Raw genomic sequence first — 16,366 nt, forward strand, 5'->3', positions numbered from 1 at the left:
GGCATGCCGACTTCCCCTGGTCCGCGCGACGCCGACGCCGCGCTCGACATCCTGTTCCATCCCTTCGCCACCGGCGCGCTGCAATGGCCGCGCGAAGGCGGCGCGTTGTTCCTGCGCGCGCGCGAAGGCTGGCCGCTGCATGCGCGCCCGCTCCCCGGGCTGATCGCGGAACAGAGTTACAAGCCTGCGTTCGATGCGTTGCAGCGCTCGGGCATCGACGTGCACGGCGAAGACGTCGACGGCACGTTTCCACTGGTGCTCGTGCTGCCGCCGCGGCAACGCGACGAAGCGCGCGCGTTGTTCGCGCGCGCGGTGGCGCAGGCCGGCGCGAATGGCACCGTCGTCGCCTGCATGCACAACGACGAAGGCGCGAAGACCGGGCAGGCGGAGCTCGCGCGCCTGACCGGGCCGGTCAACGTGTTGTCCAAGCAACATTGCCGCGTGTTCTGGACCGGCGCGCGCGTGCTCGACTCGGCTTTGCTGGAGCAGTGGCGTGCGCTCGATGCGCCGCGCCTGGTCGCTGATGGGACGCTGCACAGCCGGCCCGGCGTGTTCGCGTGGGATCGCATCGATGTCGCCTCCGCCTTGCTGCTCCGGCACCTGCCGACGGACCTGGCGGGCGAGGGCGCCGATCTCGGCGCCGGCATCGGCGTGCTCGCCATGGACGTGCTCGCGCGCTGCAAGGGCGTGCGTTCGATCGACCTCTACGACGCCGAGCGACGCGCGCTGGAACTGGCGCGGCGGAACCTCGCCGCGCAGGCCAACGTCGGTTTCCATTGGCACGACGTCACCCAAGGCGTGTCGGCACACTACGACTTCATCGTCATGAATCCGCCGTTCCATGCCCAATCGCGCGCCGACCGCCCGGATCTCGGCCGCCGCTTCATCGAAGTCGCAGCGCAAGCGTTGCGCGCGCGCGGCCGGTTGGTGATGGTCGCCAACCGCCATCTGCCGTACGAAGCCGTGCTCGGTGGCCACTTCGCGCAGGTGCGCATGCTCGCCGATGCGAGCGGGTTCAAGGTCGTCGAGGCGGTGCGCGCATGAAGCTGGTCAAACACATCGCCAACCTGGGCTACGGCAGCCGCAAGGAAGTGCAGTGGATGTTCCGCGAAGGGCGCATCACCGACGCCGACGGCGAGGTGCTGTACGCCGACGACCAAGTGGCGCACGAAGCGATCCGCGTCGACAGCGAACCGCTCGATCCGCCTGCCGGCCTGCTGTTGATGCTCAACAAGCCGGTCGGGTACACGTGTTCGACGAAAGACAAAGGCCGCATCGTCTACGACTTGCTGCCGTCGCGGTTCCGCCTGCGCGCTCCGTTGTTGTCGACCGTCGGCCGGCTGGATCGCGATACCAGCGGCCTGTTGCTGATGACCGACGACGGCGCGCTGCTGCATCGCATCGTGTCGCCGAAGACGCACCTGCCGAAGCGTTACGAGGCCACGCTCGCGCAGGATCTGCGTGGCGACGAGGCGGCGTTGTTCGCCAGCGGCACGCTGATGCTCGAATCGGAAGACACGCCGCTCAAGCCGGCGACGCTCGAAGTGCAGGATGCACGCCACGCGAGCCTGGTCCTGACCGAAGGCCGCTACCACCAGGTGCGGCGGATGTTCGCGGCGGCCGGCAACCACGTCGATGCACTGCATCGCAGCGCGGTGGGCGGCCTGACGCTGGGCGATCTCGAATCGGGCGCGTGGCGCATCGTCGACGCGAGCGAGCTGCCGTTACTCCTTCAGCAGGGCGATCCAACCATCGCGTCCTAACTTGCGCAGCGTTTCCACGTTGCGCTCCACGATCACGTCCGGATCCGGGAAGGCCTCCACCGCGCGCGACACGCTGTCCTCGCGCAGCAGGTGCAAGGTCGGATACGGCGAGCGGTTGGTGTAATTCTCGACATCGTCGGGATGGCTGTCGGCGAACTGGTAGTCGGGGTGGAAGCTCGCCACCTGCAACACGCCGTCGAGGTCCAACGCTTCGACGAGCGCGTCGGCATCGCCGAGGAAGTCGTTGTAGTCGATGAAATCCTGCAGCACCTGCGGATGGACGATGAGCGTGGTGTCGATTTCCGCCGCGTCGGTATCACGCAGCATTGCGAGTTCCTCGCCCAGCTCGGCCAACAGCGCCTCCGGCGCGGAGGCATCGCTCAGCACCCAGCGCACCTGGCCTTTCGTGTGCACCGCCTTGGCGAACGGGCACAGGTTGAGGCCGATGACGGCGCGTTCGAGCCAGCGTTGGGAGACGGCGATGGGGTCTTCGTTCGAGTCCATCGCGCAAGGTTACTCGTAAAGCGTCTGGCACGTGGCGCACCAGAAGGCGCGCCGCCCTGCGCGGCCGAGGTGCTTGCGGTACGACAACGGCGTGCTGTCGCGCGGGCAGGTTTTCTTCGCGTGCACCTGCCAGTGCTTGCGCAGCACGTAGGCCTTTTTCCATTCGAGGAAGTCGAAGCTGTACTCGCGCGCCTGCTTGATCATCTCGCCGAGCTTGCGCGAGGGCAGGGCGCCGACGGTGCTTTCGGGGTGCACGCGGATGCGGTGCAGCACCTCGTTCTTGATGATGTTGCCCACGCCGGAGAACACCGATTGGTCGAGCAGCGCGTCGGCCACCAGCGCGTCGGGCTGCGCGGACAGCTTCTTCCGCGCCGCGCGCGGATTCCACGCATCAGCCATCACGTCCGCGCTCCAGTCGTACGTCTCGTCAAGCGGGCCTTCGATGTACTTCAGCGAGCAGGCGTAGAAATTCAGTTCGCGGCCCTTCGCGAACCCGAGCGAGAGACGTACGTTGGCATTGGGCTTGCGCTCGTCGATGCGGTAGCTGCCGAACAGCATGAAATGCACGCGCAGCGCGAAAGTCGGGAACGCGATGAGGAAATGCTTGCCCCAACTGCACACGGCGCGCACGGGCTGGTTGCGCATGCGATCGACGTCGATCAGCCGCGCGTTGCCTTCCACGCGCAGGACCTTGCGCCCGGCGAACGACGCGGCTTCTTCGCGCAGGATGACGATGGACGGACCTTCGGGCACGCCCGCAGGCTGACGGGCGGCGCGTCGGCGCGGCGTGCAGGGTGGCGCCGGCCATCGCGTTGCCCCAAGCTTGCGCGATGGACTCCCCCGCCCACCACGATCGTCGCCGCCAGTTGCGCGCGATCGGCCTGATGCTCCTCGCCGTCGCCCTGTTCGCGCTGATGGATACGGCGCTGAAAATGCTGTCGGCGCATTACCCGCCGTTCCAGGTGGCGACCATCCGCGGCCTGTCGTCCCTGCCGCTCGTACTCGCGTGGGCGCTGGCGACGGTCGGCCTGCGCCCGTTGTTCCGCGTCCGCTGGTCGTTGCACATCCTGCGCGGCGTGCTGGGCATCGCGATGATGGCCGCGTTCGTCTACGCGCTGAAGTCGTTGCCGTTGTCGACGACCTATTCGATCTTTTTCGTCGCTCCCTTGCTGATCACCGCGTTGTCTGTGCCGTTCCTGAAAGAGCGCGTGGGCCCGCGGCGTTGGATCGCGATCGGCGTCGGCCTGGTCGGCGTGCTCGTCGTGTTGCGGCCGACGACCGCCGGCGTACTGAGCCTGGCGGGGATGGCGGTGCTGTTGTCGGCGCTGGCCTATGCGGTGTCGGCGATCACCGTGCGCTTGCTGGCGAAAACCGACTCGGTGCAATCGATGATGGTCTGGCTGATGGCGATGATGGCGCTCGGTGCGGGCGCGCTCGCGTATCCCGACTGGGTCCCCGTGCAGCGCGAACATTGGCCGCTGATCGCGGCCCTGGGCGTCGCCGGTGCGTTCGGCCAGTACGCGATCACCCTTGCGTTCAAGTGGGGCGAAGCCTCGCTGATCGCGCCGCTGGAATACACCGCGCTGGTGTGGGGCGTGTGCCTCGATCTCGCCTTCTGGGGCGTGCTGCCGGATTCGATCACGTGGTTCGGCGCGGCGATCATCATCGGCAGCGGGCTGTATCTGCTGCGGCGCGAGAAGGTCCACGCCGAAGCCGAACACCCTTAAGAGAAAGGGGCCGGTTTCCCGGCCCCTTTTGTTCGCCTACGCACTGCTCGCTCAGAAACGTGCGCCGACACCCACGCCGACGATCCACGGGTCCAGGTCCACCTCACCGGCGGGCACGCCGGCGACATTCGCCTCCGCATCGCCCTTCAGGTAACGCGCATCCGCGCGCGCGAACACGCGGTCGGTGATGTTGAAGTCCGCGCCGACCGTCGCGATCGCGCCCTTCGGCGTATCGAGGCCGACATGGTTGCCGCCCGCGGCGGTCGCATCGAAGCGTTCACCGTCGATGTTCGACTCGTAATAGCCCAGGCCCACGAACGGGCGGATCGGCTGCGAGGCCTGGCCGAAGTGATACTGGCCGCTCACCGCGATGGGCTGCTGCTTGTACGCACCGCGACCGCCGTTGGCGAGGTCCACGTCCGTCTTGAACTTGTCGGGCGTGCCCCACAGCTCGACGCCCCAGTGATCGTCGACGTGCCACGTGCCGCTCAACGTCGCGGCGCCGTTGCCGTCGAGATCGGCCGACTGGCCCGCGATCGTGCCCGGATTCGATTTCGGCACCATGTGCGCGTAGCCGCCGACGACGCTGAAGCGCTTCGGCGTCGCGTCATTCGACGTCGTGGTGCTGTCCTGCGCGAAGGCCATCGGGGTGGCCGCGAGCGCGGCGGCGATGGCAAGGGCTCGATAAGTGTTTCGCATGTGCCTCTCCTCGTTGTGTTCTGTGCCCCGGGGAGATGGGGCGAGGCCATGCTTGCGTGGCCCGCATGAACGACAACGGGTGCGGCGTCCGCGCGCCGCGCGATGCATTGCGGAATTTCACCGCATCGGCAAGTCGATGACGCGCGCGTTCAGGCACGCGACATCGATTTCACGCTTCTTCGGGCTGCGGCGGGATGCCCTTGATGACGACGGTTTCGAAGACCTGCAGGTGCTGCACCGGCTGGTCGACGACGAAGGCGAAGCCGGACTTCATTTCGCCGTGGACGCCATCGAAGACGAACGCCGCGTCTTCGCACGCGATCTGATCTTCCACGGCCGGCAGCGGCTGCGGGGACATGCCGGCGCCGATACCGCCGACGACCAGCAGGCTGATCGCCATCGCGCCGCGCCACAGGACATGTTGAACGGAATACATGACGGACCTCGCACGGTGGCAGGGGGGAATGGTTGCCACGGTATGGAAGATGCGCCCTGTGCGTGGATGGTTGCAGTCCCATGCGCCACCGTGACGTCAGTCATGGCTCCCACCGGCACGTGCCGTTTCCGGCACGCCCGTTGCATGATCGGCCCATAGACGAGGAGAGGTGAGCGATGCGTGGCATGAAGCTTGCGTTGAACGGCGGCCTGGTGGTCGCCCTGGCACTGGCCTGCGGCGCCGCGACGGCGAAGAACATCGAGTGCGACGTCGACAGCGACTACGACCTCAACGTCACCGACAAGTCGGTGGTCCTGACGCGCCAGACGGGCACGCCGAAGGCGATCGTCATGCGCAACGGACGCATGTTCGTCGACGACAAGTGGGTGAGCTTGAGCAAGGACGACAGCAAGCGCATCGCCGATTACGAACAGCACATCCGCGCCACCTTGCCGCTTGCCGCGCAGATCGGCCGCGACGCCGCCGACATCGCATTCACCGCGCTGGGCGAAGTGGCCACGGGCCTGAGTTCACGTCCCGAGGAGACCCGCGCCGCGCTTGCCCGTTCGCGCGCCGACGTCGACAAGCGCCTGGAACGCGCCGTCACGGCGAATCGTTTCAACGGCAACGAACTCGGCCGCAGCATCGAAAACGCCATCTCCGAAGTCCTGCCGCTGGTCATCGGCGACATCGTCGGCGGCGCGATCTCGGCCGCGTTCAGCGGCGACGAGGCGCGCATCGAGCGCATGAACAACCTCGACAAGGAAATCGAACGCCGCGTCGAGCCCCGCGCGAAACAGCTGGAAATGCGCGCGGAAAACCTCTGCCGCCGCATGGAGGCGCTCGACGCCATCGACAACGCGCTCGTCTATCGGCTGCCCGATGGCCGGCGCCTGGACCTGATCGACGCGAAGGTGAAGGTCCGCGACGACTACCGCTGACCTCCCCGCACCCCTGAGTCGCGCCGGAAGAGCACCGACGCGTCCCCCGCCGCCCGCGCCTCCCCCGCGGGCGTTTTTTTTCGCACAATGGACGACCAATCTCCACGGAAGTCGTCCCCCATGGCCGGAACCCAGGAAGCGAAAGTCCCCGACATCGGTGGTTACGACGACGTCCCCGTCATCGAATTGCTGGTCGCCGTCGGCGACACGGTCAAGGCCGACCAGGGCTTGGTCACGCTGGAATCGGACAAGGCGACGATGGAAGTGCCCGCGCCGTTCGCTGGCGTGGTGCGCGAGTTGAAGGTGAAGGTCGGCGACAAGTTGTCCGAAGGCAGCGTCGTTGCGCTGATCGAAGCCAGCAATGCCGCGGACGCGCCGAAGACGGAAGGCGCGAAGGCCGCGAGCGCGCCGGCACCGGCGAACCCGCCCACGCCGCCGCCGACCAAGCCCACGTCGGAAACCGGCGAGAAGGTCGAACCCGTCGCACCGTCCACGCAACCCGACCGCATCGCGCAGCAGAGCATCGCCGCCGCGCCGTCGTCGCAGGCCGCGTCGACGGGCACGCCGCTCGACAGCAAGCCGGGCATCGATGCCGAAGCGTTGCCGCCGCGTTCGCCGCCGGTGTCTTTCGACGCCGACGGGTTGCTGCCGGAGAAAGTGCCGTACGCGAGCCCCGCCGTCCGCCTGTTCGCGCGCGAACTCGGCGTCGATCTGGCGCACGTGCAAGGCAACGGCCGCAAGGGGCGCATCGAAAAGGAAGACGTGCAGAATTTCGTGAAGCGCGCGCTGTCCGGTGGCGGGGCACCGTCCACGGGCGTCGTTGCCGCCGGTGGCGGCCTGCACCTGCTGCCGTGGCCGAACGTCGACTTCTCCAAGTTCGGTGAAATCGAAACTAGGCCGCTCACGCGCATCCAGAAGATCTCCGGCGCCAACCTCGCGCGCAACTGGGCGATGATCCCGCACGTCACGCAGCACGACGATGCCGACATCACCGACCTCGAAGCCTTGCGTGTCTCGCTCAACAAGGAGAACGAGAAGGCCGGCCTCAAGCTCACGATGCTCGCCTTCCTGATGAAAGCCAGCGTGGTCGCGCTGCAGAAGTTCCCGAATTTCAACGCCTCGCTGGATGCCAGCGGCGAGAACCTCACGCTCAAGAAGTATTTCAACATCGGCTTCGCGGCCGATACGCCGAACGGCCTGGTCGTTCCCGTCGTGCGCGACGTCGACAAGAAGGGCGTGCTGCAGATCGCGAAGGAAACCAGCGAACTCGCGGCGAAGGCGCGCGACGGCAAGCTCGGTCCGGCCGACATGAGCGGCGGCTGCTTCTCGATCAGCTCGCTCGGCGGCATCGGCGGTACGGCGTTCACGCCGATCGTCAACGCGCCGGAAGTCGCGATCCTCGGCGTGTCGAAGTCGTCGATGAAGCCGGTGTGGGACGGCAAGCAATTCCAGCCGCGCCTGGTGTTGCCGCTCTCGCTGAGCTACGACCACCGCGTGATCGACGGCGCCGCCGCCGCGCGCTTCACCGCGTTCCTGGCGCAACTGCTCGGCGACATGCGCCGCGCGACCCTGTAAGGAGATTCGCGCATGGCACGCACCGAAGTGAAAGTCCCCGACATCGGCGGTTACGACGATGTCCCCGTGATCGAGTTGCTCGTTGCCGTCGGCGACACCGTGAAGCAGGACCAGGGCCTGGTCACGCTGGAATCGGACAAGGCGACCATGGAGGTTCCGTCATCGGTCGCCGGCAAGATCGTCGAGTTGAAGGTGAAGGTGGGCGACAAGTTGTCGGAAGGCAGCGTGGTCGCGGTCGTCGAGGCCGAAGGCGCGGGCGATGCGCCTGCCCCTGCGAAGGCGGAAGCGCCGAAGGCCGAAGCGCCCAAGCCCGCGCAACCGGCCGCACCCGCCGCCGCGCATGCGACGCCCGTGACACCGTCCCCGTCCGCACCGTCGACCGGTCCGGCGCCTGCGGCCGCGACGGGTCGCAAGGCCGACATCGAGTGCCAGATCGTCGTCATCGGTTCGGGCCCCGGCGGTTACAACGCCGTGTTCCGCGCGGCCGATCTCGGAATGGATGCGGTCGTCGTCGAGCGCTACCCCGCGCTCGGCGGTGTCTGCCTCAACGTCGGCTGCATACCGTCGAAGGCGCTGCTGCATGCGGCGGCCGTCGTCGATGAAGCGGCGCACGCGAAATCCTTCGGCATCACCTTCGGCGAGCCGAAGATCGAACTCGATGCGTTGCGCGCGTACAAGGACAAGGTGGTCGGCCAGTTGACGAAAGGCCTGGCCGGCATGGCGAAGCAGCGCAAGGTGCGCCAGGTGCAGGGCACCGCGAAGTTCGTCTCGCCGAACGAGTTGGAGATCGCGGGCGAGCAGGGCACGCAGCTGCTGCGCTTCCAGTACTGCATCATCGCGGCCGGCTCGCAGCCGGTGAAGCTGCCGAGCTTCGACTGGAAGGACAAGCGCATCATGGATTCCACCGATGCGCTGGAGCTCGCGGACATCCCGAAGACGATGCTCGTCGTCGGCGGCGGCATCATCGGCCTGGAAATGGCGACGGTATATCGCGCACTGGGCACGGACGTCACCGTCGTCGAATTGCTCGACCAATTGATGCCCGGTGCGGATGCCGATCTCGTCAAGCCGCTCGCCGCGCGCTTGAAGAAGCAGGGCGTCAAGGTGCACCTGAAGACGAAGGTCGTTGCGAGCGAAGCGAAGAAGGCCGGTGTCGATGTGTCGTTCGAAGGCGAGAGCATTCCCGAACGCAAGACATTCGACCGCGTGCTCGTTGCCGTGGGCCGCAGCGCCAACGGCGGCAAGCTCGATGCAGGCAAGGCCGGCGTGCAGGTCACCGATCGTGGCTACATTCCCGTCGATCGGCAGATGCGCACCAACGTGCCGCACATCTTCGCCATCGGCGATCTGATCGGTAATCCGATGCTCGCGCACAAAGCCGCGCACGAGGGTCGCCTCGCGGCGGAAGTCGCCAGCGGCATGAAGCGCGAGTGGGTCGCGCGCGTGATTCCGTCGGTGGCGTACACCGATCCGGAGATCGCGTGGGTCGGCGTGACCGAAAGCGAAGCGGCGGCGAAGGGATTGAACGTCGGCGTCGGCAAGTTCCCGTGGGCCGCGAGTGGCCGCGCGATCGGCATCGACCGCACGGAAGGCTTCACCAAGTTGATCTTCGACAACGCGACGCATCGCGTGATCGGCGGCGGCATCGTCGGCGTGCACGCGGGCGATCTCATCAGCGAGATCGCATTGGCCATCGAGATGGGCGCGGAAGCCGAAGACATCGGCGCGACGATCCATCCGCATCCGACGTTGAGCGAATCGGTGGGCTTCGCGGCCGAAGTGTTCGAGGGAACCGCGACGGACATCTACGCGCCGAAGAAGAAGTAGGCGCCACAAAAGGCGAAGCCCCGACGAGACGAGGCGCCGGGGCTTCGGTGAGCTGCCGCGAGGACCGACGAGGAAGTAGCGACAGCCTCGGTGATCACTGACACGGGTGTCGGCGAAAAGGTTCCGCGATTTCAGCGAACGTCGTGCGGACACCCGTTCAGCCCGCTAAATGCCTGATTTCCGGTGCTTCCGGCGGTTGCCGCCCGTCCGGGGGCGTTCTATACTTTCGCGGCTTCGCGGAGCCCTTTTGGTCCGCAGCCTCCGTCACCTCCCCCGGAATACGCGCGTGCTGAACACCGTCGCCGCCGGCCGGCGGCTGGCGCAGCGCACGGCCGCCCTCCAGCTGGCCGTGGCGTTGCTGACAGCCCTGGCTTGCCTGATGTCCGGCCGTGATGCCGCGCTCGGTGCGCTGGTGGGGGGTGGGTCGATGACGCTCGGTGGCCTCGTGGCCGCATGGGCGGCCTTCGGCGGCGGCGTGCAGGGTGCGGGCATGGCGCTGGGGCGCCTGCTGCTCGGCCTGGCGGGCAAGTGGTTGGTCGTGATCGTCGGGGTGTTCCTTGCGATCGCGGTGTGGCACCTGCCGGCAATGGCGGTGCTCGGCGGCGCGGCGATGGCCGCGATCGCAATGTTGGTCGCGACGAAACTTTGGGCATAGAGGAAGCGGCGTGAGTCCTGAAAAGAGCAGCGGTGGCCTGACCGAATACATCGTCCACCACCTGACCCATTGGAAGGTCAACGTGGCGGGCCACGAACTCCACATGGACTCGTGGCTGGTCGGCCTCATCGTCGGCCTGCTCGGCTGCTTCCTGCTGTGGTCCCAGGCCCGCAAGGCCACCGCCGGCGTGCCGTCCAAGCCGCAGGCCTTCGTCGAAATGGTCGTCGAGTTCGTCGACAGCCAGGTCAAGGACACCTTCCACGGCGACCGCCGCTTCATCGCGCCGCTCGCGCTGACGATCTTCGTGTGGGTCGTCTTCATGAACGCCATGGACCTGCTGCCGATCGACCTGCCGAGCGCGGCGGTCACGGCCGTCGCCGGCCACGAGACCGCGCACCACACCTATCTGCGCTGGGTGCCTACCGCCGACGTCAACACGACGTTCGCGATGTCGATCACCGTGTTCTTCCTGATCATCTTCTACTCGATCAAGGCGAAGGGCGGCTGGGGCTTCACCAAGGAACTGTTCACCGCGCCGTTCCACGCGCACGGCACGTTCGCGAAGATCCTGCTCGCGGTTCCCAACCTCTTCCTCAATGTCGTCGAATACCTGTCCAAGCCGGTGAGCCTGGGCATGCGACTGTTCGGCAACATGTACGCCGGCGAGCTCGTCTTCATGCTGATCGCGGGCCTGTTCGCCTCGTGGATCACCTTCATTCCCGGCGTGATCTTCAACTCGGTGTGGGCGATCTTCCACATCCTGATCATCCTGCTGCAGGCCTTCATCTTCATGGTGCTGACCGTCGTGTACCTCGCGATGGCGCACGAGCACCACTAAGAGTTTTTTCGCGGTACGTACCACCCCGCTTTCGCTTCACCCTTCAAACCAACTAGTTAAGTCATCCGGAGATCCACCATGGAATTCATCGCCAACGTCCAGGGCCTCACCGCCGTCGCCATCGGCATCATCGTCGGCCTGGGTGCGCTCGGCGCCGCCCTCGGCATCGGCATCATGGGTTCGAAGTTCCTCGAATCCGCCGCCCGCCAGCCGGAACTCGTCCCGATGCTCCAGGGCCGCATGTTCCTGCTCGCCGGCCTGATCGACGCGGCGTTCCTGATCGGCGTCGGCGTGGCGATGATGTTCGCGTTCGCCAACCCGCTGCTCGCCGCCCTCCAGCAGGCCGCCGCCTAAGCAGCACGTGCATGCGCGCCCTGTCGGCGCGCGTGCAGTTGGAACTGGCGTCGCGGCATCCGGCCGCGGCGCTTTCGATTCGCAGGGCATGACATGAATCCGAATATCACCTTGCTTGGCCAGATGTTGTCGTTCGCGATCCTCATCTGGTTCACCGTGAAGTTCATCTGGCCGCCGCTGATGAAGGCGATCGAAGAGCGCCAGCAGAAGATCGCTGAAGGCCTCGCCGCCGCCGACCAGAGCCAGAAGAACCTCGCGCAGGCGCAGGACAAGGTCAACGAAGAACTCAAGGCCGCGCGCATCAAGGCCAACGAGATCATCGAGCAGGCCCATACCCGCGCCAACCAGATGATCGACCAGGCCAAGAACGACGCGATCGCCGAAGCCAACCGCCAGAAGGCGCTGGCCGAAGCCGAAATCGTCGCCGCCGCCAACCGTGCGAAGGAAGACTTGCGCAAGCAGGTGTCCGCCCTCGCCGTGACCGGCGCCGAAAAGCTGCTCAAGCGCGAGATCGACGCCAACGCCCACAAGGCGCTGATCGACGATCTGGCCGCGCAGCTCTGAGGACGCATCGATGAGCCAGGCCCTGACCCTCGCCCGTCCCTACGCCCGCGCTGCGTTCTCGCTGGCGCGGGACGCTGGCGCGCTCGCCGGTTGGTCCGACGCGCTCGGCTTTGCCGCGCACGTCTCTGCCGACCCGCGCGTGTCCGCACTGCTGGGCAACCCCGCGTTGACGTCGGCCGATGCCGTCGCGCTGCTCACGCCGCCGCAGGCGAACGTTGACAGCGAAACCTTCGCGCGTTTCCTGGGCCTGCTCGCCGACAACCGTCGCCTGGGCGCGCTGCCGGAAATCGCGGGCCTGTTCGACGAGCTGCGCTTCGAAGCCGAACGCGTCGTCAAGGCGCGCGTGACCTCCGCGACGCCGCTGCCGGCCGCCGAGCTCGACACCATCAAGGCCGCGCTGAAGAAGCGCTTCGGCCGCGAAGTGGAAGTCGAGACCGCGGTGGACGAAGCCCTGATCGGCGGCGCGGTGATCGACGCCGGCGACGTGGTCATCGACGGCTCGCTGCGCGGCAAGCTCGGTCGCCTCCAGGCCGCGCTGTCCAACTAATTCATTGCTAAACGTCGGCGGCAACGCCGGCACATCGGGAAAAACACCATGGCTACCACGCAGCTCAACCCGTCCGAAATCAGCGAACTGATCAAGACCCGCATCGAGAAGGTCAAGCTCGCTGCCGAAGCGCGCAACGAAGGCACCGTGACCTCGGTGTCGGACGGCATCGTGCGCATCCACGGCCTGGCCGACGCGATGCAGGGCGAAATGATCGAGCTGCCCAACGCGACGTACGCGCTGGCGCTGAACCTGGAGCGCGACTCCGTCGGCGCCGTGGTGCTCGGCGACTACGAGCACCTGCGCGAAGGCGACACCGCCAAGACCACCGGCCGCATCCTCGAAGTGCCGACCGGCCCGGAAATGCTCGGCCGCGTCGTCAACGCGCTGGGCGAGCCGATCGACGGCAAGGGCCCGATCGACGCCAAGACCTCCGCGCCGGTGGAAACCATCGCCCCGGGCGTGATCTGGCGCAAGTCGGTCTCGCAGCCGGTGCAGACCGGTTACAAGTCGATCGACTCGATGATCCCGATCGGCCGCGGCCAGCGCGAGCTGATCATCGGCGACCGCCAGACCGGCAAGACCGCGGTGGCGATCGACGCGATCATCAACCAGAAGAATTCCGGCGTTAAGTGCATCTACGTCGCGATCGGCCAGAAGAACTCCACCATCGCCAACATCGTGCGCAAGCTCGAAGAGTTCGGCGCGATGGCGTACACCACGGTCGTCGCCGCCTCGGCGTCCGAATCGGCCGCGATGCAGTACATCGCCGCCTACTCGGGCTGCACCATGGGCGAGTACTTCCGCGACCGCGGCGAAGACGCGCTGATCGTGTACGACGATCTGTCCAAGCAGGCCGTGGCCTACCGCCAGATCTCGCTGCTGCTGCGCCGCCCGCCGGGCCGCGAAGCGTATCCGGGCGACGTGTTCTATCTCCACTCCCGCCTGCTGGAACGCGCCGCGCGCGTGTCCGAGGAATACGTCGAGAAGTTCACCAACGGCGCCGTCAAGGGCAAGACCGGCTCGCTCACCGCGCTGCCGATCATCGAAACGCAGGCCGGCGACGTCTCGGCGTTCGTGCCGACCAACGTGATCTCGATCACCGACGGCCAGATCTTCCTCGAGACCGACCTGTTCAACGCCGGCATCCGCCCGGCCGTGAACGCCGGCATCTCGGTCTCGCGCGTCGGTGGCGCTGCGCAGACCAAGATCATGAAGAAGCTCTCGGGCGGCATCCGCATCGCGCTCGCCCAGTACCGTGAGCTGGCTGCCTTCGCGCAGTTCGCCTCGGACCTGGACGACGCCACGCGCAAGCAGCTCGAGCGCGGCCAGCGCGTGACCGAACTGATGAAGCAGAAGCAGTACGCGCCGATGTCGGTCGCCGAGCAGTCGCTGTCGATCTACGCGGTCGACAAGGGCTACATGGACGACGTGCCGGTCAGCAAGATCGGCGCGTTCGAAGCCGCCCTCCAGGCCCACTTCGCCAACACGATGGGCAACGTCATCTCGAAGATCAACGAGACCGGCGACTGGAACGACGAGCTCGAAGGTTCCTTCAAGAAGGGCATCGAAGAGTTCCGCTCGACGGGCACGTGGTAATCGGAGACTGACGATGGCTGGCGGCCGCGAAATCAAAACCAAGATCAAGAGCGTGCAGAACACCCGCAAGGTGACGCGCGCGCTCGAAATGGTCTCGGCGTCCAAGATCCGCAAGGCGCAGGACCGCATGAAGGCCTCGCGCCCGTATGCGCGCGCGATGAAGCAGGTGATCGGCCATCTCGCCCAGGCGAACTCCGAATACCGCCATCCGTACCTGGTGCAGCGCACCGACATCAAGCGTGTCGGTTACATCGTCGTCTCGTCCGATCGCGGCCTGGCCGGCGGCCTCAACAACAACCTGTTCCGCAAGATGCTGGCCGAGTTCCGCCAGTGGCAGCAGCAGGGTGTTGAAGTCGACGTCGTCACCATCGGCCAGAAGGCGTCGGTGTTCTTCCGCCGCATCAAGGTGGGCATGCTCGCCTCGGTCACGCACCTGGGCGACACGCCGCACGTCGAACAGCTGGTCGGCGTCATCAAGGTGATGCTGGACCACTACCAGAACGGTTCGGTCGACAAGGTCTTCCTCGCCTACAACGACTTCGTCAACACGATGACGCAGAAGGCGACGTTCGACCAGTTGCTGCCGCTGCCGGCGTCGGACACGCAGGTCGCCAAGCACGACTGGGACTACCTGTACGAACCCGACGCGCAGGCCGTGCTGGAGCACGTGCTGACGCGTTACATCGAATCGCTGGTGTACCAGGCGGTGCTCGAGAACGTGGCTTCCGAACATGCCGCGCGCATGGTCGCGATGAAGTCCGCGTCCGACAACGCCACCAAGCTGATCGGCACGCTGAACCTCGTCTACAACAAGGCGCGCCAGGCGGCGATCACGCAAGAAATCTCCGAAATCGTGGGCGGTGCGGCCGCGGTCTGACCGCGCCCACCAACTAGAAGCAATCAAGAGTTACTACTGAGGCTATGGCAATGAACCAGGGCAAGATCGTTCAGATCATCGGCGCGGTCGTCGACGTCGAATTCCCGCGCGAGAACGTGCCGAAGGTGTACGACGCGCTGAAGGTGCAGAACACCGAGATCACGCTGGAAGTCCAGCAGCAGCTCGGCGACGGCATCGTGCGCACCATCGCCCTCGGTTCCACCGACGGCTTGAAGCGCAACCTGATCGCCGACAACACCGGCCGCGCCATCTCCGTGCCGGTGGGCAAGGGCACGCTGGGTCGCATCATGGACGTGCTCGGCACGCCGATCGACGAAGCCGGTCCGGTCAAGGCCGACACGCAGTGGGAAATCCACCGCACGGCCCCGTCGTACGAAGAACAGTCGGCCGGCAACGAGCTGCTGGAAACCGGCATCAAGGTCATCGACCTGATGTGCCCGTTCGCCAAGGGCGGCAAGGTCGGCCTGTTCGGCGGCGCCGGCGTCGGCAAGACGGTCAACATGATGGAACTGATCAACAACATCGCGACCGAGCACTCGGGCCTGTCGGTGTTCGCCGGCGTGGGTGAGCGCACCCGCGAAGGCAACGACTTCTATCACGAGATGCAGGAATCCGGCGTCGTGAACGTGCAGGAGCCGGAGAAGTCGAAGGTCGCCATGGTGTACGGCCAGATGAACGAGCCGCCGGGCAACCGCCTGCGCGTCGCGCTCACCGGCCTGACGATGGCCGAGTACTTCCGCGACGAAGGCCGCGACGTGCTCCTGTTCGTCGACAACATCTACCGCTACACGCTGGCCGGTACGGAAGTGTCGGCGCTGCTCGGCCGCATGCCGTCGGCGGTGGGCTACCAGCCCACGCTCGCCGAGGAAATGGGCGTGCTGCAGGAACGCATCACCTCGACGAAGACCGGTTCGATCACCTCGATCCAGGCCGTGTACGTCCCCGCGGACGACCTGACCGACCCGTCGCCGGCCACCACGTTCGCGCACCTTGACGCGACCGTCGTGCTCTCGCGCCAGATCGCCTCGCTTGGCATCTACCCGGCCGTCGATCCGCTCGACTCCACGTCGCGCCAGCTCGACCCGAACACGATCGGCAACGACCACTACGACACCGCGCGTCGCGTGCAGGCCACGCTCCAGAAGTACAAGGAGCTCAAGGACATCATCGCGATCCTCGGCATGGACGAGCTGTCGGAAGAAGACAAGCAGGCCGTGTCGCGCGCCCGCAAGATCGAGCGCTTCTTCTCGCAGCCCTTCCACGTGGCCGAAGTCTTCACCGGTTCGCCGGGCAAGTACGTATCGCTGAAGGACACGATCCGCGGCTTCAAGATGATCGTCGACGGTGAACTCGACCACCTGCCCGAGCAGGCGTTCTACATGGTCGGCTCCATCGACGAAGCCATCGAAAAGGCCAAGAAGATCGCCGCCTAAGGAGCA

Annotated in this window: 17 protein-coding genes and 1 pseudogene; 14 read left to right on the plus strand and 4 right to left on the minus strand. The window is 66.3% G+C overall.

The annotated features are described in order from the left end of the window. Positions 1 to 3: 3 nt before the first annotated feature. Positions 4 to 1,044, plus strand: a complete 1,041-nt coding sequence (locus LF41_RS13175) for a class I SAM-dependent methyltransferase (protein WP_036170495.1) — start codon at positions 4 to 6, stop codon at positions 1,042 to 1,044. Continuing rightward, positions 1,041 to 1,763 carry a pseudouridine synthase gene (locus LF41_RS13180; RefSeq protein WP_036170497.1) on the plus strand — a complete coding sequence of 241 codons (723 nt, stop codon included), beginning with the start codon at positions 1,041 to 1,043 and terminating at the stop codon, positions 1,761 to 1,763. The genes LF41_RS13175 and LF41_RS13180 overlap by 4 nt, the downstream gene beginning before the upstream one ends. On the opposite strand, the gene LF41_RS13185 is transcribed toward LF41_RS13180, so the two are convergent. Both LF41_RS13185 and LF41_RS13190 read right to left on the minus strand, forming a co-directional pair. Beyond that, positions 1,725 to 2,267 carry a DUF1415 domain-containing protein gene (locus tag LF41_RS13185; RefSeq protein WP_036170499.1) on the minus strand — a complete coding sequence of 181 codons (543 nt, stop codon included), beginning with the start codon at positions 2,265 to 2,267 and terminating at the stop codon, positions 1,725 to 1,727. The genes LF41_RS13180 and LF41_RS13185 overlap by 39 nt on opposite strands. 9 nt (positions 2,268 to 2,276) lie before the next feature. Then, a complete protein-coding gene (locus LF41_RS13190; RefSeq protein WP_036170501.1) occupies positions 2,277 to 3,020 on the minus strand; it encodes a DNA-formamidopyrimidine glycosylase family protein in 744 nt (247 codons plus the stop codon). A gap of 77 nt (positions 3,021 to 3,097) precedes the next feature. Here LF41_RS13190 and LF41_RS13195 point away from each other — a divergent pair, with 77 nt between their 5' ends. After that, positions 3,098 to 3,994 carry a DMT family transporter gene (locus LF41_RS13195; RefSeq protein WP_052116432.1) on the plus strand — a complete coding sequence of 299 codons (897 nt, stop codon included), beginning with the start codon at positions 3,098 to 3,100 and terminating at the stop codon, positions 3,992 to 3,994. Positions 3,995 to 4,045: 51 nt separating this feature from the next. Here the strand turns inward: LF41_RS13195 and LF41_RS13200 are convergent, their stop codons facing one another. Next, positions 4,046 to 4,693, minus strand: coding sequence for an OmpW/AlkL family protein (locus LF41_RS13200; protein ID WP_036170503.1), 648 nt, complete (start codon positions 4,691 to 4,693; stop codon positions 4,046 to 4,048). A gap of 169 nt (positions 4,694 to 4,862) precedes the next feature. Then, on the minus strand, positions 4,863 to 5,129 hold the full coding sequence (locus tag LF41_RS13205; protein ID WP_036170504.1) for a hypothetical protein: 267 nt from the start codon (positions 5,127 to 5,129) through the stop codon (positions 4,863 to 4,865). A gap of 185 nt (positions 5,130 to 5,314) precedes the next feature. Here LF41_RS13205 and LF41_RS13210 point away from each other — a divergent pair, with 185 nt between their 5' ends. The 11 genes and pseudogenes from LF41_RS13210 (at position 5,315) to atpD (ending at position 16,360) form a co-directional block, all read left to right on the plus strand. Beyond that, positions 5,315 to 6,070, plus strand: coding sequence for a DUF2884 family protein (locus LF41_RS13210; RefSeq protein WP_161786967.1), 756 nt, complete (start codon positions 5,315 to 5,317; stop codon positions 6,068 to 6,070). Positions 6,071 to 6,109: 39 nt separating this feature from the next. Next, positions 6,110 to 7,645 (plus strand): annotated as a pseudogene (locus LF41_RS13215) (dihydrolipoyllysine-residue acetyltransferase); the annotation flags it as partial. Between the two features lie 12 nt (positions 7,646 to 7,657). Next, positions 7,658 to 9,472, plus strand: coding sequence for a dihydrolipoyl dehydrogenase (gene lpdA, locus LF41_RS13220; protein ID WP_036170506.1), 1,815 nt, complete (start codon positions 7,658 to 7,660; stop codon positions 9,470 to 9,472). A 286-nt stretch (positions 9,473 to 9,758) separates the two neighbouring features. Further along, positions 9,759 to 10,127, plus strand: coding sequence for an ATP synthase subunit I (locus tag LF41_RS13225; RefSeq protein WP_036170508.1), 369 nt, complete (start codon positions 9,759 to 9,761; stop codon positions 10,125 to 10,127). 10 nt (positions 10,128 to 10,137) lie between these two features. Beyond that, positions 10,138 to 10,965, plus strand: coding sequence for a F0F1 ATP synthase subunit A (gene atpB / locus LF41_RS13230; protein ID WP_036170510.1), 828 nt, complete (start codon positions 10,138 to 10,140; stop codon positions 10,963 to 10,965). A 78-nt stretch (positions 10,966 to 11,043) separates the two neighbouring features. Beyond that, complete coding sequence (gene atpE, locus LF41_RS13235; protein ID WP_036170512.1) at positions 11,044 to 11,319, plus strand: F0F1 ATP synthase subunit C; 276 nt, start codon at positions 11,044 to 11,046, stop codon at positions 11,317 to 11,319. Positions 11,320 to 11,412: 93 nt separating this feature from the next. After that, positions 11,413 to 11,883: a F0F1 ATP synthase subunit B gene (locus tag LF41_RS13240; RefSeq protein WP_036170514.1), complete on the plus strand. Its 471-nt coding sequence runs from the start codon at positions 11,413 to 11,415 to the stop codon at positions 11,881 to 11,883. Between the two features lie 10 nt (positions 11,884 to 11,893). Then, positions 11,894 to 12,430 (plus strand): F0F1 ATP synthase subunit delta, encoded by a 537-nt coding sequence (locus LF41_RS13245; RefSeq protein ID WP_036170515.1) that lies wholly within the window; start codon positions 11,894 to 11,896, stop codon positions 12,428 to 12,430. A 48-nt stretch (positions 12,431 to 12,478) separates the two neighbouring features. Continuing rightward, positions 12,479 to 14,029, plus strand: a complete 1,551-nt coding sequence (gene atpA / locus LF41_RS13250; RefSeq protein WP_036170518.1) for a F0F1 ATP synthase subunit alpha — start codon at positions 12,479 to 12,481, stop codon at positions 14,027 to 14,029. Positions 14,030 to 14,042: 13 nt separating this feature from the next. Next, positions 14,043 to 14,906, plus strand: coding sequence for a F0F1 ATP synthase subunit gamma (atpG, locus tag LF41_RS13255; protein ID WP_036170519.1), 864 nt, complete (start codon positions 14,043 to 14,045; stop codon positions 14,904 to 14,906). A 50-nt stretch (positions 14,907 to 14,956) separates the two neighbouring features. After that, positions 14,957 to 16,360, plus strand: a complete 1,404-nt coding sequence (gene atpD / locus LF41_RS13260) for a F0F1 ATP synthase subunit beta (RefSeq protein WP_036170521.1) — start codon at positions 14,957 to 14,959, stop codon at positions 16,358 to 16,360. Positions 16,361 to 16,366: the final 6 nt, after the last annotated feature.

The sequence above is a fragment of the Lysobacter dokdonensis DS-58 genome, assembly GCF_000770795.1.
GTDB classification, from domain to species: Bacteria; Pseudomonadota; Gammaproteobacteria; order Xanthomonadales; family Xanthomonadaceae; genus Noviluteimonas; species Noviluteimonas dokdonensis.

Bases quoted from the DNA above. Each gene is read 5' to 3' on its own strand.
- LF41_RS13175 (WP_036170495.1), top strand. From the start codon at position 4: ATGCCGACTTCCCCTGGTCCGCGCGACGCCGACGCCGCGCTCGACATC.
- LF41_RS13180 (WP_036170497.1), top strand. From the start codon at position 1,041: ATGAAGCTGGTCAAACACATCGCCAACCTGGGCTACGGCAGCCGCAAG.
- LF41_RS13185 (WP_036170499.1), bottom strand. From the start codon at position 2,267: ATGGACTCGAACGAAGACCCCATCGCCGTCTCCCAACGCTGGCTCGAA.
- LF41_RS13195 (WP_052116432.1), top strand. From the start codon at position 3,098: ATGGACTCCCCCGCCCACCACGATCGTCGCCGCCAGTTGCGCGCGATC.
- LF41_RS13200 (WP_036170503.1), bottom strand. From the start codon at position 4,693: ATGCGAAACACTTATCGAGCCCTTGCCATCGCCGCCGCGCTCGCGGCC.
- LF41_RS13205 (WP_036170504.1), bottom strand. From the start codon at position 5,129: ATGTATTCCGTTCAACATGTCCTGTGGCGCGGCGCGATGGCGATCAGC.
- LF41_RS13210 (WP_161786967.1), top strand. From the start codon at position 5,315: ATGAAGCTTGCGTTGAACGGCGGCCTGGTGGTCGCCCTGGCACTGGCC.
- lpdA (WP_036170506.1), top strand. From the start codon at position 7,658: ATGGCACGCACCGAAGTGAAAGTCCCCGACATCGGCGGTTACGACGAT.
- atpE (WP_036170512.1), top strand. From the start codon at position 11,044: ATGGAATTCATCGCCAACGTCCAGGGCCTCACCGCCGTCGCCATCGGC.
- LF41_RS13240 (WP_036170514.1), top strand. From the start codon at position 11,413: ATGAATCCGAATATCACCTTGCTTGGCCAGATGTTGTCGTTCGCGATC.
- LF41_RS13245 (WP_036170515.1), top strand. From the start codon at position 11,894: ATGAGCCAGGCCCTGACCCTCGCCCGTCCCTACGCCCGCGCTGCGTTC.
- atpA (WP_036170518.1), top strand. From the start codon at position 12,479: ATGGCTACCACGCAGCTCAACCCGTCCGAAATCAGCGAACTGATCAAG.
- atpG (WP_036170519.1), top strand. From the start codon at position 14,043: ATGGCTGGCGGCCGCGAAATCAAAACCAAGATCAAGAGCGTGCAGAAC.
- atpD (WP_036170521.1), top strand. From the start codon at position 14,957: ATGAACCAGGGCAAGATCGTTCAGATCATCGGCGCGGTCGTCGACGTC.